Source organism: Streptomyces sp. NPDC058051 (assembly GCF_042885475.1).
In the GTDB taxonomy this organism is placed as follows: Bacteria; Actinomycetota; Actinomycetes; order Streptomycetales; family Streptomycetaceae; genus Streptomyces.
Map to the genome: position 1 here is coordinate 18,779 of NZ_JBHVRW010000015.1, position 16,025 is coordinate 34,803.

Genomic DNA, 16,025 nt, shown 5'->3' on the forward strand with positions numbered 1-16,025 from the left:
CCGACCCTCCCGGGCGTCGACGCGTACGGGCGTCGACGCGTACGAATCAGCGGTGTTATCTACTGCTTTTCATTATCCACAGAGTTATCCACAGGCTCGGTTCTCGACCTGGGGACAAGTCGACACCTCGACGCGACATGGTCGACATATCAGCCCAGTCGACCCACATCCGTCCACAGGTCGACAGGTCACCCCGGTCACCCCGTGTCGCCTCAATTCCCTCAATCAACTCTTTAGGGCGGCGAATTCCCACCCGAACGAGCGTCTGATGGTGGTTTGAACGGTGAATCCATGAGTTCCGCACCGCCTCCGGAATGATCTCTTCCGATGTCCACAGACTTTCCTCACACCCTGTGGATAACTCGAAGCGAGACCCATACCTGTGGACAAGTGGCGGCCAACTCCCCCATCAGGCAAGGTGGATGCGTCAAGACGGTCAACACCTTCCGCCCCATTTAGGGGAATAGACTCGTTTTATTGACGGCCGAGATCAGCTCCAGTCGCACATTATTCGCCAGCATTACCAATTCAGGCAATTCGGGCAAAGTGACACGCTTGGCGATATCGGTTCGAGCGGGAGAAGCGCGCACCGGTAGCCTGGAGGGGTGATTGACCTTCGCCTGCTCCGTGAGGACCCCGACCGTGTTCGCGCCTCCCAGCGCGCCCGTGGAGAGGACGTCGCACTCGTCGACGCCCTTCTCTCCGCCGACGAGCGGCGCAGGTCGTCCGGCGTCCGCTTCGACGAGCTCCGCTCCGAGCAGAAATCGCTCGGGAAGCTCATTCCCAAGGCCTCTCCCGAGGAGCGTGCCGAGCTCCTCAAAAGGGCCGAGCAGCTGAAGGCGGACGTCAAGGCGGCCGACGCCGCACAGGACGAGGCCGACGCCGAGGCGAAGAGCCTGCTGCTCCAGCTCGGCAACATCGTCCACGAGGACGTGCCGGTCGGCGGCGAGGAGGATTTCGTCGTCCTGGAGACGCACGGGACGATCCGTGACTTCGGGGCCGAGGGCTTCGAGCCCAAGGACCATCTGGAGCTCGGTGAGAAGCTCGGCGCCATCGACATGGAGCGTGGCGCCAAGGTCTCCGGTTCGCGCTTCTACTACCTGACGGGCGTCGGGGCGCTGCTGGAGCTCGCCCTCGTCAACGCGGCGATCGCGCAGGCCACCGAGGCCGGCTTCGTGCCGATGCTGACGCCCGCGCTGGTCCGCCCGCGCGCCATGGAGGGCACCGGCTTCCTCGGCCAGGCCGCGGAGAACGTGTACCACCTGGAGAAGGACGACTTCTACCTGGTCGGCACCTCCGAGGTCCCGCTCGCCGCGTACCACATGGACGAGATCATCGAGGCGGACAAGCTGCCGCTGCGGTACGCGGGCTTCTCGCCCTGCTTCCGCCGCGAGGCCGGTACGTACGGCAAGGACACCCGAGGCATCTTCCGCGTCCACCAGTTCGACAAGGTCGAGATGTTCTCGTACGTCGACCCGGCGGATGCCGAAGCCGAGCACCGCAGGCTCCTGGACTGGGAGAAGCAGTGGCTCACCGGACTTGAGCTGCCCTTCCAGGTGATCGATGTCGCCACAGGAGATCTGGGAGCCTCGGCCTCGCGAAAGTTCGACTGCGAGGCGTGGATCCCGACGCAGGGCAAGTACCGCGAGCTGACGTCCGCTTCGAACTGCGACGGTTTCCAGGCGCGCCGCCTGTCCGTGCGGATGCGCGACGGGAGGAAGGTCCAGCCGCTGGCCACGCTGAACGGCACGCTGTGCGCCGTACCGCGCACGATCGTGGCGATCCTGGAGAACCACCAGCTGGCCGACGGCTCCGTACGGGTGCCCGAGGTGCTCCGGCCGTACCTGGGCGGGCGCGAGGTTCTGGAACCGATCGCCAAGTGACCTTCCCGTACAAGCTCGTCGCGACCGATCTCGACGGCACGCTGCTGCGTAACGACGACACGGTTTCCGAGCGCACCCGTGAGGCACTGGCCGCGGTCACCGCGGCCGGTGCCGCCCACATCATCGTCACGGGCCGCGCCGTCCCGTGGACCCGGCACATCCTGGACGACCTCGGTTACGAGGGGCTCGCGGTCTGCGGCCAGGGCGCGCAGGTCTACCACGCGGGCGAGCGCAAGCTGCTGACCTCGCTGACGCTGGACCGGCAGCTCGCCGGCCTCGCCCTGTCCAAGGTCGAGGCGGAGGTGGGTCCACTGGCCATCGCGGCGAGCCGCGACGGGCTCGACGGCGAAGTGCTGGTCGGCCCCGGCTACCGCGTGCAGGAAGGGCCGCTTCCGGCTGTCTTCGCCGAGGACCCGGCCGAGTTGTGGTCAGCCCCTCTGAACAAGGTCTACATCCAGCATCCCGCTCTCGACGACGACGCGCTGGCGACCGCCGCACGCTCGGCCGTCGGCAACCTGGTCGACGTGGTCATGGCCGGTCCCGGTGTGGTGGAGATCCTGCCGCTCGGGCTGAACAAGGCGACCGGACTCTCGCTGGCCGCACGCCGTCTGGGTCTGAAGGCTGCCGACACGCTGGCGTTCGGGGACATGCCGAACGACATTCCGATGTTCGCCTGGGCGCAGCGGGGCGTAGCCATGGCCAACGCACATACGGATCTCAAGGCCGTGGCCCAGGAGATCACCACGTCCAACGAGGACGACGGCATCGCAGTGGTGCTGGAGCGGTTGCTCTAGTGCCCCGCCTGTTGTGGCACTAAGGGCTGTCCCATAGTCATACCCGGCGCTGCTGCTGCGGAGGATGCGCGGATCGAACGCGCGCGGGGTTCACAGCCCCGACGACGGCTTAGCAAGCCGCTGCCTTACCACTCGGCCAATCCTCCGGGAGGGCGGCCGCGCGATGCGCAGACATGGCCGCCCCGGGCGTCCTGCTCCGATCGGCACGGCGGAGTCGTCGATGGCTACTCCGGTGCCGGCTCGGGCCCGCCCTGCTGGGAACTCGACGGACTCGGACTCTCGGTCATCGTCGCGCTCCTCTCCCGGCCTGTGGCGTGCATGTCGGCGTGCGGCTGGTGCGGTGTCGGGTGTGCTGCGCCGCTTCCGGCGCGTACTGCACCAACTACTGTGCCCAGGACGGCCTTTCGGCGCCACCCATTTTCCGGGCAGCGCCGAAAGGCCGTGAACGGGCTTCGGATCAGCGCTGCTTGTTGCGGCGGCTCAGATCCTTCAGGTGGCGGGCGAGCACATCCATCCTGCCGTCGATACGGACGACGTCCTCGGACAGATGCCCCAGCCGCACGCTCATGGCCCCGACGACCTGATGCGTGGCGTCCAGCCTTCGGTCGAGGCTGTCGAGCCGGTTCGACATCCGATTGAGGACGGGCCCGAGCTCCTGAAGCGCGCTGCCCACACCGGCGAGGCAGCTCTCGACCCGGGTGACCCGGTGTTCGAGCGAGGCGTAGCCCGCACGCAGGTCCTGTTCGGCGTCGAGCAGGTACGTACGGACGCATCGAGCGATGTCGCTGTCGCGAAGAAGCATCGCGACGTTGAGCACGGTCCTGCGGGTGTAGAGGATGAGCTGAGTGGCAGCCTGTGGATAACTTTCACCCTCCCCATCGCCCCATAGGGACAACATGTCCCTATGGAATTCTCGCAGCTCAGAGCCACGAAGAAGCGTGAGCCCATTCTCCGCGACCTCGGCTCGATGCCTCTGGGTCACCTTCTTGACGGCCTCTGTGGATACTTCGAAGTAGCGAGCCACATCCTCTGTGCGAAGGTGAATTCCGTCCGGGAGCATGACAAGACTCTTGACCTTGTCGAGGACGTCGACGCGCTCCATCTGCTCACCACGCAGCGCACGCGATTCGAGCAGGGCGACTTCCATAGGCATGGACATGCCTTCCGTTCGTGAAACCGACGAGGGACAGCCCTTCCCGGACTTGAGGGGCGGAGGACGCTCACAGTTGCCACTCACTCAATGACCGACCCGGAGGGGGTACTCCCTCACCGGCATCGGCAATCCCTGATTTCACGAAAGCTACGACGCCACAGATTCCAGTTGCCTCCACGCGCACTGCACAACGAACCGATAACCGTACAGTTACGCGTACTCCTGTCCGAAACGCGTCAACCCTCGCCCAGGAGGCGAGGGTTGACGCGGATCGAGTCGACGTGATCAGTCGTGGATCGCGGGACAGGTGTCCGGTGGGAGACCCCCGCTCACTCCTCGCCGGCCAGCTTCAGCGTGCGCAGCTTCTGCCCCGCGTACCAGGTCGCCACCACCGTGACCGCCACCAGCAGGATCGTCGCGGCCGGCAGCCCGACATCGGAGGTGATCACGCCCCCTCCGCCGACCTTCTCGGCTACCGCGAGGGACCACTGCTGAACGCTCAGCGTGCGCGCCCCCGGTACCAAGGTGCCGAACAGGGCCTCCCACACCAGTGCGTAGACGAGGCCGAGGACGACCGCGTGCCGGCTGACGGTGCCCAGCAGCAGGAACAGAGCGCTGTAGGCGATCGAGGCGACCAGCGCGGCGATGGTGTACGCCACCGCGATCTGCTGACCGTTGCCGTTGAGGATCAGCCCTGCGACCAGCGTGGGCAGTGCGGAGAACACCATCGTGACGGCGATGGCCACGATCAGCTTGGTGGAGATGATCACCGGCCGCTTCACCGGCTTGGCCAGCAGATAGACGATCGACCCGTCGTCGATCTCGGGACCGATGGCTCCGGTTCCGGCGATCACGCCGATCAGCGGCACCATCGTGGCGACGGCGAAACCGCCCAGCACGTCCGAGGCGACCTGGTCGTCCGCACCGGCGAACGCCCGTACCGCCACGGCGATGACCACCAGCAGCGCCGGCAGGACGAAGAGGATGGCTGCCCGGCGCCGGCCGAGCAGGGCCCGGTAGGTGAGCCGGGCGACTGTGGGGTCGTACATGACGCTTCACAGCTCCTTTCAGGCCACTACTCAGGCCGCTACGAGATAGGAAAAGACCGATTCGAGGGACTCGTCGGACGGCGATACGGTCAGAAGGCGAATTCCGTGCTCACGCGCGACCTTCGGCAGCAGCTCGGTGAAGCGTCCGAAGTCGACCGCCTGGATACGCAGGGCCTGTTCGCCCGGATCCACCTCGATACCGGCCGTCGACGGGTCGGCGATGAGCGCGGCGGCGAGGGCGCGGTCGTCGCTGGAGCGCACGAGGTAGCGGTGCGGGCGGTCCGTCATCAGCCGGCGGATCTTCCGGAAGTCACCGGACGCCGCGTGCCGTCCCGCCACGATCACCTCGATGTGCGAGGCGAGTTGTTCGACCTCTTCGAGGATGTGGGACGAGAAGAGCACCGTACGGCCCTCCGACCCCATCCGCCGCAACAGCTCCATCAGTTGCATCCGCTGGCGCGGATCCATCCCGTTGAACGGCTCGTCGAGGAGCAGCACCGACGGTTCGTGGACCAGGGCGGACGCCATCTTCACGCGCTGGCGCATCCCCTTGCTGTACGTCGAGATCCTGCGGTCCTGCGCGTACTCCATCTCGACCGTGGCCAGCGCCTTCTGCGCCGCCGCAACGTCGAGTCCCTGCAGTTCCGCGTTGGCGACGACGAATTCGCGGCCGGTCAGGAAGTCGTACATCCCTTCCCGCTCCGGCACGATGCCGATCTCCCTGTACACCGCTTCGTTGCGCCAGATCGCCTGTCCGTCGAGCGTGACAGTGCCCGTCGACGGCGCGAGGAAGCCGACCATCATGTTGATCAGCGTCGACTTTCCCGCACCGTTGGGGCCGAGCAGCCCGGTGACTCCCGGGCCCACCGTCATGCTCACGTCGTTGACGGCGACCACATTGCCGAACCAGCGCGAGGCGTGTGCGATCTCGATGGTGGTCACAGCCCGACCTTCCGGTAGCGGCGCATCAGTACGGCGTACGAGCCGGCGACGAGCGCGAGGACAACGATCAGATAGACCACGCCGACCCCCGCTCCCGGGCCTTCCCCTCCGGGGAAGGCCGAACGGGCCCCGAGGAACGCGGTCTGCACGCCGCCGATGAGCGTGATGGGGGAGAAGAGCCCCAGCCATTCGACGGCCCCCGTCGAACCTGTCTGCCAGGCGATGGCCTGGATCGTGGAGACCGCTCCGTAGGAGATCGTCAGTACGGCGATCACCGCGGCGACACCGAAACCGCGGCGCGGTGTCAGCGCGGCCATCACCAGGCCCAGTCCGGCGAAGAGCACGGAAAGCAGCGCCACCGACACCAGCCCCTGTCCGAACCCCTTGGTCTGCTCGGCGAAGTCGAACTTCCCGAGCAGTGCGCCCGCGTAGAGGATGACGAGCGGCGCGCCGGTGAGGACGAAGAGCGCGGACGCCATCGCCGCCAACTTCGCGACGACGTAGTCGACCCGCTCGATCGGCCGCGAGAAATACAGCGGCACGCTCTTGAAGCGCAGGTCGCGGGAGACCGACTGCGGTGCCTGCGCGGCGAGGAAGAGGCCGATGACGGCCTGCAGATAGATCGCGAACGCCGTGTATTTGACCGGCAGGGCCGTGGATCCCGGCGTCGCGACGGCGACCGCGACAATGATCGCCGAAACCAGGCACATCACGCCGAACAGAAGCATCGGCAGCACCTTGGACTTCGCGGAACGCCCCAGCCCGAAGGAACCCCGCAGCGACTGCGAGTAGAGCGAACGCCGCGCATAGCCGCGGCCCAGGCGCATGCCGTCATAGGAGCGGTACCCGATGTTGTGGATCCGGGAGGTCTCGCTCCCGCTCACTGCCCCGGTCTCAGTGCTCATCGCGAGCGCTCCCCTTCTGCTGTACGGTCGCCGCTCCTGCTGTTCGGTCGCCGCCGGCCGCGGACACGGACTGCCCGGCGTCCGTGGAAGCGGACTGCCCGACAACCGCGGACACGGACTGCCCGGCGGTCGCTGCCTGCGGTGCCCCTTCGGTACGGAAGACCTCGGCGATGTGATGGCGTCGCTGCTCCATCCGTACGAGCCCGAGCCCGAGCCCGGCGACGCTGTCGCGCACGATGTCGTACGTCTCCTCGCCGGTCGCCTCGATCAGCAGGATGTGGCCCGCACCGGGCAGCCCCTGGCCGTCGAGCCCGTCGTGGCCCATGAGCGTGACGCCGGCCCGCGTGAGGACCTGACGCAGCGCGTCGGTGCCGTCCGGGTGGGCGTCGCTGTCCGTGACCTCGACCGCGAGGGTGGCCGTGGTCTGCGTGAAGTCGCTGGTGGAGCTGGAGCGCAGAAGTGTGCCGCCGTCGATGACGACGACGTGGTCGCAGGTGCGTTCCAGCTCACCCAGGAGGTGGGAGGTGACCAGGACCGAGATGCCGAAGTCCGTGTGTACGCGACGGATCAGCCCGAGCATCTCGTCACGGCCGACCGGGTCGAGGCCGTTCGTCGGCTCGTCGAGCAGAACCAGCTGCGGGTCGTGGACCAGTGCCTGGGCCAGTTTCACGCGCTGCTTCATGCCGGTGGAGTAGCCGCCGATGGGGCGGTAGCGCTCCTCGTACAGACCGACGTGGCGCAAGGTGTCGGCGGTGCGCTCACGCGCCGCCGTCGGCGGCAGTCCGGACATCCGCGCCATGTGCACGACGAACTCGGTGGCCGAGACGTCCGGCGGCAGGCAGTCGTGCTCCGGCATGTACCCGACCCGTTCCCGGACGGCGGCACCGTCGGTGGCGACGTCCAGTCCGAGCACCGCGGCCCGGCCTTCGGTGGCGGGGGACAGACCCAGCAGGATCTTGATCAATGTGGACTTGCCGGCCCCGTTGGATCCCACCAGGCCGGTCACACCGGGCCCGATGTCCAAGGAGAGCCGGTCAAGCGCGGTCACCCGGGGGAACCGCTTGCTCAGGCTTTCGGTCGCGATCACAGTCACGCCTTCGAAGGTAGTGGCGCGGACCACTCCGGTCGTCAGCCCATGCGGCTGGATCCGCATCAGACTCCAGATGTACGGACCCGTAGGGGGCCACCATCCGGGAGGAGCCTCAACCCCGGGGAATGGGGCTCCCGCCGCGTTGTCCACAGGTCCGCCCACAGCCCTTGACGTAGCCGCCGGGCATTGTCACATTCATCAGTGTCACGTTACGGACACGTACCGCACACGGCAGCGAACGCTCGGAACGGACGGTGGGGGAACGGATGGTGGCATGGCCTCGGCAGTGAAGGACGAACAGGCCCCGGAGTTGCGGGGGTTCCGAGAGGTACAACGTCTCGCGTACGCATGCGCCGAATCGGTCGCCGCCCGGCTGACGCCGGGGGTGACGGAGCGCGAGGCCGCGCGCATGCAGCACGCGTGGCTGCGCGAGCGCGGGGTGCGGGACTGGTCGCCACTGTGGAGTCCCTACCGGTTCTCCGACCATCCGCCGCAGCCCGGTCTGTGCGCGGTCGAACCCCACCTCGGATTCCGGGGTACGGGTGCCAAGTTCGAGGAGATCCTGGTGGTCACGGACTCCAAGGACCCTGAACAGGGCGCCTTCTGGCTTGACGACGATCTGCCGCACGTGCGGCGCTGGGCCGAGGAGAAGGTGGCGGCATGAGCCTGCTGAGTCTGCCGGGAGCGCGTGAACGCCGCGTGCGTACGGGGGGAATCGAGCTCTGCGTCGTCGAGCTGGGCGACGAGGAGCGGCCGACGATCGTCCTCGTGCACGGCTACCCGGACAGCAAGGAGGTCTGGACGGAGGTGGCCGCGCGGTTGGCCGACCAGTGGCACGTCGTGCTGTACGACGTCCGCGGGCACGGCCGGTCCACAGCGCCTGCACCACTGCGAGGCGGCTTCACCCTGGAGAAGCTCACCGACGACTTCCTGGCCGTGGCCGATGCGGTGAGCCCGGACCGGCCGGTGCATCTGGTGGGGCACGACTGGGGGTCGGTCCAGTCCTGGGAGTTCGTCACGGTCGCGCGGACCGAGGGCCGGATCGCCTCGTTCACGTCGATGTCCGGGCCTTCCCTGGACCATTTCGGGCACTGGATCAAGCAGCGGATGACCCGTCCCACCCCACGCCGGGTCGGCCAGTTGCTCGGCCAGGGAGCCAAGTCCTGGTACGTCTACCTGTTGCATACGCCGGTCCTGCCCGAGCTCGCCTGGCGGGGACCGCTCGGCAAGCGATGGCCCCGGATCCTCCAGCGCCTGGAGAAGGTGCCCGCAGGCGACTATCCGACGTCGTCCCTGCCCGACGACGCGGCGCACGGCGCCTGGCTGTACCGCGACAACGTCCGGGCACGGCTGAGCAGACCGCGTCCCGACGCCTATGCGCATGTGCCGGTCCAGCTCATCACTCCGACCGGCGACATCTTCCTGTCGGAGACGCTGTACGACCAACTGGAGTTGTGGGCACCGCAGTCGGTACGGCGCTCCCTGCCGGCCAAGCACTGGGTGCCGCGCACCCGCCCGGACCGGATCGCCTCCTGGATCAGTGAGTTCGTCACCACCAACGAGACTGCGCGGGAGGACGGCCGGCCCGTGCAGGACACCGCGCCGACCGGGGCGTACGCGGACCGCTTCGGCGGGCAGCTGGTCCTGGTCACGGGCGCGGCAGCCGGCATCGGACGGGCCACCGCCTTCGCCTTCGCCGAGGCGGGCGCCCGGGTGGTGGCCGTGGACCGGGACGCGGAGGGGGCGGCCAGGACGGCGGAGATGGCCCGGCTGATCGGCTCACCGGCGGCCTGGGGCGAGGCGGTCGACGTCAGCGACGAAAAGGCGATGGAGAAGCTCGCCGAGAAGGTCGCCGCCGAATACGGCATCGTCGACGTCCTGGTCAACAACGCGGGAATCGGTCTGTCCGGATCCTTCCTGGAGACCACGAGCGAGGACTGGAGAAAGGTCCTCGACGTCAATCTGTGGGGTGTCATCCACGGCTGCCGGATCTTCGGCAGGCAGATGGCCGAGCGCGGTCAGGGCGGCCATATCGTCAACACGGCCTCAGCCGCGGCCTATCAGCCTTCCCGGGCGCTGCCCGCGTACAGCACCTCCAAGGCAGCCGTGCTGATGCTCAGCGAATGCCTGCGGGCCGAGCTCGCCGACCGCTCGATCGGGGTCAGCGCGATCTGTCCGGGCCTCGTCAACACGAACATCACAGCGACCGCGCGCTTCGCGGGTACCGATACCGCGGAGGAGAAGCGTCTGCGGCAGCGGACCAGCCGGATCTACGGAATGCGCAACTATCCACCGGAGAAGGTCGCCGACGCGATTCTCAAGGCCGTCGTCCGCAATCAAGCGGTGGTTCCGGTGACGCCGGAGGCCCGCGGCGCCCGCCTTCTGTCCCGCTTCAGCCCCGGCGCACTGCGCCGGATCGCCCGGCTGAGGCCGCCGCTGTGAGCACCCCCGGGCAGTCGTCCGCGGCGGTCGGCCGCTCCGCCGGCGCCGAGTACCGCATCGAGGACCTGGCACACGCGAGCGGTGCCACGGTCCGTACGATCCGCGCCTACCAGGACCGCGGCCTGCTGCCGACGCCGGAGCGGCGCGGCCGGGCCAATGTGTACCGGGACACCCATCTCGCCCGGCTCCGGCAGATCGCCGAGCTGCTGGATCGTGGCTACACCCTGGCGAGCATCAAGGAACTCCTGGAAGCCTGGGACACGGGCCGCGGTCTGGGCGGGGTGCTCGGGCTCGTCGCCGAGGTGCACGGCCCCTGGACCGACGAGCGGGCCGACCGGATCACCAGAGCCGAGCTGAACCGCACATTCGGCGGCACCCCGGACGACGGGGCCGTTGCCGAGGCGGTGGAGCTCGGTGTACTCGAACGCATACCGGGCAGCGACGACGAGTTCCTCGTACCCAGCCCTCAAGAACTCTCTGTCGCAGCCGAGTTGTACGCGTCGGGGGTACCTCTCGCCGCAATCTCAGGTCACCTGCGGGAACTTCGCGGACAGGTGGAGCAGATCGCCGCGCGTTTCCTGGAGTTCACCACCGAACACGTCTTCGCGCGCTATCTCGGGCATCGCCCACCGACGGAGACGGACGCTGCGGAAGCGGCCACGATGGTACGCAGGCTTCGTCCGCTCGCCCAGCAGACCGTCGATGCCGAACTGGCTCGCGCGATGCGGATGTTCGCCACCCGCCATCTGCGCCACCATCTCGACACCGACACCCCCCTCGCCTCGATGACCTCGACACCTTCCACACCTCGTGCGGATCTGCCGGCGGAGACAATCCGCCGTGTTCAGCACCTGGTTGGCCAGGAGAACGTGGCCGCGTTCATCACAGCAGCGACAGAACGCGAGGTACAGGCAAGGACATTGGATGCACTCATTCCATCTGTTGTCGAAACTACACGTGTTGCCCAAAAGGGCACATGTTGACGTGACTTGTCCACAGAATCACCAACCAACCTGTGGATAAGTAGCGTTGGCTGTGGATCAAACCTGCAGAAGAAAATTGCTACGGTGAATTAAAATTGCTGTAGTGAATCGGGGTGAAATTCGGATGCGCGTGCGCGACCGCCGCGGGCACTCTGACGGGATGGACGAAAGACGCACCGTCAAGGTGTCCAAGTACCTCTCGAAACATCTGCGGCACCAGCCGGAGCGGATCGGAATCACGCTCGACCCCCACGGCTGGGTGGCGATCGACGACTTGCTGCGCGCCACGGCCCGTCACCACTTCCCCATCACGCGGACCGAGCTCGACCATGTGGTCACCTTCAACGACAAGCGGCGCTTCGCAGTCGAGGACGGCCGCATCCGCGCCAGCCAGGGCCACACCGTCCCCGTCGATCTCGCCCTCCCGCCGGCCGAGCCGCCCGCGTTCCTCTACCACGGCACAGTGGGCCGCGCACTGGACGCGATCCACAGCGAGGGCCTGCGCCCCATGAACCGCACCCACGTCCATCTCTCACCCGACCGCGATACGGCGACCAGGGTCGGCGCCCGGCGCGGCCGACCCGTGGTCCTGTCGGTGGACGCTGCCGCGATGCACCGCGCGGGCCACACCTTCTACGTCAGCGCCAACGGCGTCTGGCTCACCGCTTCCGTACCGCCCGCGTTCCTGCGCTTTCGCGACTGATCCCGCGATTCCGGACCCGCCGGGGCCCGTGTGTTTCCACCACGGCCGACCCCACCCTTTCGCGGACCCGTATGGTCGTATACATGCGTCTGAGCACTGTGATTCTGCCGATCCACCGCTGGAGCGAGGGCCGAAAGGTCTGGCAGCGCGCCGAAGAGCTGGGATTCCACGCCGCCTACACCTATGACCACCTGGCCTGGCGGACCTTTCGCGACGGGCCGTGGTTCGGCGCCGTGCCGACCCTCACCGCCGCAGCGGCCGCGACGGAGCAGCTGCGCCTGGGCACCCTCGTCACCTCCCCCAACTTCCGGCACCCCGTCACGCTCGCCAAGGACCTCATCACGCTGGACGACGTCTCCGACGGGCGCGTCACCCTCGGCATCGGCGCGGGCGGCAACGGTTTCGATGCCACGACGCTGCGCCGGAGCGACGAGAAGCCGTGGACGCCGCGTGAACGGGCCGACCACTTCGACGAGTTCGTGCCGCTGCTCGACCAGCTGCTGCGGGAACCCTCAGTGACGCACGAAGGCCGTTTGTACGCGGCGAACGAGGCCCGGAACATCCCCGGCTGCGTACAGCGCCCCCGGCTGCCGTTCGCGGTGGCCGCCACAGGGCCGCGCGGAATGAAGCTCGCCGCTCAGTACGGCCAGGGCTGGGTCACCACGGGCGATCCGAAGCTGTACGAAACGGGCACCCCGGAGCAGTCCGTGGAAGCCATCCGCGGGCAGCTCACCAAGCTGGGCGCGGCCTGCGAGGCCATCGGACGGGACGCCGCCGAGCTGGACAAGATCCTTCTCACCGGTTTCACGCCGGACCGCCCGCTGGAGTCCTTCGACGCCTTCGTGGACTTCGCGGGCACCCACTTCGCGCTGGGCTTCACGGAGATCGTCCTCCATACGCCGATCCCGGACTCCGACTTCGCGGCGGACGAGAAGGTCTTCGAGCGCATCGCCACCGAGGGCCTGGCCCAGCTCGGTCACTGACGAGCCCGGCTCGGCCCGGGACCGACCCACGCCACTCACCGCCGAACCCACTCGCCCCAGGACCGGCCCTCACCGGCCGCCGACGAACCGGACCGACCCCCGCCGGCCGCCGACGAGCCGGACCGGCCCGGGCGACGGCCCCCTCCCAGCCGCTGACGGACCCGGCTCGGGCGTCGGCCGGGCCGCTGTCCCTTGCCGGGCGGACGACCGCCGCGCCATCGCTCGGTGCGCACGCCGACCGGCCCGCGACGGATCGCGGGCCGGTTCGCGCGCACTCGAACCCGATGGCATATGCAAGGGGCATGTTCCCCGGTCAGAGGCGCGCATCCTCATATGTGCGCCCCTCCGCACGCCCGTGCACCTTCGTACGCGAGAATGACCGTGTGACCTCAGCTACCGACGCGCCTTCGCCTGCCACACCCCGGCTGATCGCCACCGACCTGGACGGCACGCTGCTGCGTGACGACAAGACCGTCTCGGACCGCACGGTCGCCGCGCTCGCCGCAGCCGAGGAAGCCGGTATCGAGGTCTTCTTCGTCACCGGTCGCCCGGCCCGCTGGATGGATGTCGTCAGCGACCATGTCCACGGCCACGGCCTGGCGATCTGCGCGAACGGAGCCGCGGTCGCGGATCTGCACGCGGGAGGCGCGCTGGTCAAGGTCCGTCCCCTGGAGCGCGACATCGCCCTCGACGTCGTGCACACCCTGCGCGCCGCCGTCCCCGGCACGTCCTTCGCCGTCGAACTGGCCACCGGCATCCACTACGAACCGGCCTACCCGCCCTTTCACCTGGACCCGGGTGCCACCGTCGCCATCGCCGAAAAGCTGCTCCACGAGGAGACGCCGGGTACCGGCACCCCCGTGCTGAAGCTCCTCGCCCACCACGCCGAACTGGCCCCGGACGACTTCCTCGCCCTGTCCCGTGCGGCGGCCGGCGACCGGGCCTCCTTCACCCGGTCCAGCCCCACGGCCCTGCTGGAGGTCAGCGGCCCCGGAGTCTCCAAGGCCAGCACCCTGGCGCTCTGCTGCGCCGAGCGCGGCATCTCGCCCGCCGAGGTCGTCGCCTTCGGCGACATGCCCAACGATGTGGAGATGCTGCGCTGGGCGGGCACGTCGTACGCGATGGACAACGCCCACCCGGACGCACTCGCCGCCGCCTCGGGCCGGACCGCCACCAACGGCGACGACGGCGTCGCGGTGGTCATCGAGAGGATCCTCGCCGAGCGCCGAGCGAACGACGCGGCACACTGAGCCGAGCGTCCGGCACAGGCCGCGCTGCCGCGTGCCGGAACCATGCCCGCCCCGTACCGCCGCGTACCGCCCCCCGCGCCACCGGACCCGTACCCGCAGGGCCTGCGCACGCCCGGACGTCTTCAGATCGGCGCCTCCCACACCACCGTCGTGCCGCCGCCGTCCTCCCCGATGCCGGGCCCGAACCAGCTCGCACCGCCGAGCGATTCCGCGCGGCGCGCCAGATTCCGGAGCCCGCTGCGCCGACCGCCCTCCGGAATGCCCACCCCGTCGTCCGCGACCGACAGACGCACCGCGTCCCGCCCGTCGGGCAGTGTGGCGGTCGCGTCGACGACCACGTCGATCGACGATGCCTCGGCGTGCCGGAACGCATTGGACAACGCCTCCCGCAACGCGGCGATCAGGTTCTTGCCGGTCAGCTCGCCGACCAGCGAGTCGACCGGCCCGAGGAAGCGGTGCGAAGGCTTGAAGCCCAGCGGGACCGCCGCCATGTTGATCTCCCGCAGGACGCGCGTGCGCAGCCCCGACGGCGCCTCGGCCGGCTCCTGCTGCAACGCGAAGATCGCCGTACGGATCTCCTGGATGGTCACATCCAGCTCGTCGACCGCCCGGCCCACCCCCGTCTGCACCTCCGGCACGACCGACCGGCGCTGGGCACTTTCCAGCATCATCCCGGTGGCGAACAGCCGCTGGATGACCAGGTCGTGCAGATCGCGGGCGATCCGGTCACGGTCCTCGTACACCGCGAGCCGCTCCCGGTCCCGCTGCGCCTCCGCCATCATCAGCGCAAGTGCCGCCTGTGAGGCGAACTGGGTGGCCAGAGTCCGTTCCGTCTCCGTGAACGGCCTCCCGCCCCGGGCCCGCGGGGTGGCGAGCGCACCCAGCACCCGGCCGCCGCTGTGCAGGGGCAGCAGCATGCTGGGCCCGAACCGGTCGGCCGGCGTGGTGGCCATGTCCGGATCGGTGGCCGAGTCGTCCACGAATACCGCCTCGCCGGCCAGCAGTTTCGCCACCACCGGACTCTCCGGCCCGATGATCACCCCGAGCTGGGCGGAGGCGTCGTCCGCGGAGACGGCGACGATCTCCAGGCCGCCCTCCTCGGTCGGCAGCATCACGATCCCGGCAGCGGACACGGCGAGATGACGGGCCTGTTCGGCGACGACGGACAGCGCGTCATCGGCGTCTCCGCCGGAGAGCAGCGCGGTGGTCACGGCCACCGAGCCGTCGATCCACCGTTCGCGCTGGCGTGCCGCCTCGTACAGCCGGGCGTTGCCGATGGCGATTCCGGCCTCCGTGCCTAGCACCCGCACCATGTGCAGGTCGTAGTCGTTGAACTCGCCTCCGTCGGCCTTCTCGGCCAGATAGAGATTTCCGAAGACCTCTCCCTGTACGCGGATCGGAACCCCGAGAAAGCTCCGCATCCGGGGGTGGCCGGGCGGGAACCCGGCGAACCTCGGATCGGCCGTCAGATCGGCGAGCTTCACGGGCACCGGGTCGCGGATCAGTGCGCCGAGCAGCCCCCGGTGACCGTCGGGGCGACGGCCGATCGCCTGTGCCACCTCGTCCGAAACCCCGTACGTGACGAAATCGGAGAGCCCCGCACCCTCCTCGTCCACGACACCGATGGCGGCGTACCGGCAGTGGGCGAGTTCGGCCGCCGTCTCGCAGATCCGGTCGAGGGTGGAGTGCAGTTCGAGGCCCGTGCCGACGGAACGCATGGCCTCCAGCAGCTGCGGTACACGGGCGGTGAGTTCGGTGGACAGGCCCTGCAGGCTGCGGGTCGCCCGGGTCGCGGCTTCGAGTGAGTCCTTCGGGTCCTGCTCAGACATACCCTGAGACTAATTAGTC

General features: G+C 68.6%; 14 protein-coding genes and 1 tRNA gene. 8 read left to right on the forward strand and 7 right to left on the reverse strand.

Translation table 11 applies throughout. From position 1 onward, the window contains the following. Window positions 1–605 precede the first annotated feature (605 nt). Window positions 606–1,883: a serine--tRNA ligase gene (gene serS, locus ACFVUT_RS22995; protein ID WP_389650808.1), complete on the forward strand. Its 1,278-nt coding sequence runs from the start codon at window positions 606–608 to the stop codon at window positions 1,881–1,883. Then, on the forward strand, window positions 1,880–2,677 hold the full coding sequence (locus tag ACFVUT_RS23000) for an HAD family hydrolase (protein ID WP_389650805.1): 798 nt from the start codon (window positions 1,880–1,882) through the stop codon (window positions 2,675–2,677). Before serS ends, ACFVUT_RS23000 begins: the two co-directional genes overlap by 4 nt. Window positions 2,678–2,735: 58 nt before the next feature. On the opposite strand, the gene ACFVUT_RS23005 is transcribed toward ACFVUT_RS23000, so the two are convergent. The 6 genes from ACFVUT_RS23005 to ACFVUT_RS23030 form a co-directional block, all read right to left on the reverse strand. Next, window positions 2,736–2,823: transfer RNA gene (locus ACFVUT_RS23005), tRNA-Ser, on the reverse strand. A gap of 311 nt (window positions 2,824–3,134) precedes the next feature. Further along, window positions 3,135–3,830, reverse strand: coding sequence for a hypothetical protein (locus tag ACFVUT_RS23010; RefSeq protein ID WP_389650803.1), 696 nt, complete (start codon window positions 3,828–3,830; stop codon window positions 3,135–3,137). Between the two features lie 329 nt (window positions 3,831–4,159). After that, complete coding sequence (locus ACFVUT_RS23015; protein WP_389650801.1) at window positions 4,160–4,879, reverse strand: ABC transporter permease; 720 nt, start codon at window positions 4,877–4,879, stop codon at window positions 4,160–4,162. A 30-nt stretch (window positions 4,880–4,909) separates the two neighbouring features. Beyond that, the gene (locus ACFVUT_RS23020; RefSeq protein WP_389650798.1) at window positions 4,910–5,821 is read right to left on the reverse strand and encodes an ABC transporter ATP-binding protein; all 912 of its coding nucleotides are present in this window, start codon (window positions 5,819–5,821) and stop codon (window positions 4,910–4,912) included. Further along, window positions 5,818–6,726 carry an ABC transporter permease gene (locus ACFVUT_RS23025; protein WP_389650795.1) on the reverse strand — a complete coding sequence of 303 codons (909 nt, stop codon included), beginning with the start codon at window positions 6,724–6,726 and terminating at the stop codon, window positions 5,818–5,820. The genes ACFVUT_RS23020 and ACFVUT_RS23025 overlap by 4 nt, the downstream gene beginning before the upstream one ends. Next, the gene (locus ACFVUT_RS23030) at window positions 6,716–7,774 is read right to left on the reverse strand and encodes an ABC transporter ATP-binding protein (RefSeq protein ID WP_389651053.1); all 1,059 of its coding nucleotides are present in this window, start codon (window positions 7,772–7,774) and stop codon (window positions 6,716–6,718) included. The genes ACFVUT_RS23025 and ACFVUT_RS23030 overlap by 11 nt, the downstream gene beginning before the upstream one ends. Before the next feature lie 316 nt (window positions 7,775–8,090). Between ACFVUT_RS23030 and ACFVUT_RS23035 the strand changes: the two genes are divergently transcribed. The 6 genes from ACFVUT_RS23035 to ACFVUT_RS23060 all read left to right on the forward strand — a co-directional run bounded on the left by ACFVUT_RS23035 (window position 8,091) and on the right by ACFVUT_RS23060 (window position 14,177). Then, complete coding sequence (locus tag ACFVUT_RS23035) at window positions 8,091–8,480, forward strand: hypothetical protein (protein ID WP_389650793.1); 390 nt, start codon at window positions 8,091–8,093, stop codon at window positions 8,478–8,480. Between the two features lie 5 nt (window positions 8,481–8,485). Beyond that, window positions 8,486–10,258 (forward strand): SDR family oxidoreductase, encoded by a 1,773-nt coding sequence (locus ACFVUT_RS23040; protein WP_389651050.1) that lies wholly within the window; start codon window positions 8,486–8,488, stop codon window positions 10,256–10,258. After that, window positions 10,255–11,241: a MerR family transcriptional regulator gene (locus tag ACFVUT_RS23045; RefSeq protein ID WP_389650790.1), complete on the forward strand. Its 987-nt coding sequence runs from the start codon at window positions 10,255–10,257 to the stop codon at window positions 11,239–11,241. The genes ACFVUT_RS23040 and ACFVUT_RS23045 overlap by 4 nt, the downstream gene beginning before the upstream one ends. 160 nt (window positions 11,242–11,401) lie before the next feature. Beyond that, a complete protein-coding gene (locus ACFVUT_RS23050; RefSeq protein WP_389650787.1) occupies window positions 11,402–11,944 on the forward strand; it encodes an RNA 2'-phosphotransferase in 543 nt (180 codons plus the stop codon). Between the two features lie 83 nt (window positions 11,945–12,027). Next, entirely contained in the window at window positions 12,028–12,927 is a 900-nt protein-coding gene (locus ACFVUT_RS23055; RefSeq protein ID WP_389650784.1) for an LLM class flavin-dependent oxidoreductase, read from the forward strand. A 383-nt stretch (window positions 12,928–13,310) separates the two neighbouring features. Beyond that, entirely contained in the window at window positions 13,311–14,177 is an 867-nt protein-coding gene (locus tag ACFVUT_RS23060) for a Cof-type HAD-IIB family hydrolase (RefSeq protein ID WP_389650782.1), read from the forward strand. A gap of 122 nt (window positions 14,178–14,299) precedes the next feature. On the opposite strand, the gene ACFVUT_RS23065 is transcribed toward ACFVUT_RS23060, so the two are convergent. After that, on the reverse strand, window positions 14,300–16,006 hold the full coding sequence (locus ACFVUT_RS23065; RefSeq protein WP_389650779.1) for a GAF domain-containing sensor histidine kinase: 1,707 nt from the start codon (window positions 16,004–16,006) through the stop codon (window positions 14,300–14,302). Between the last annotated feature and the right edge of the window lie 19 nt (window positions 16,007–16,025).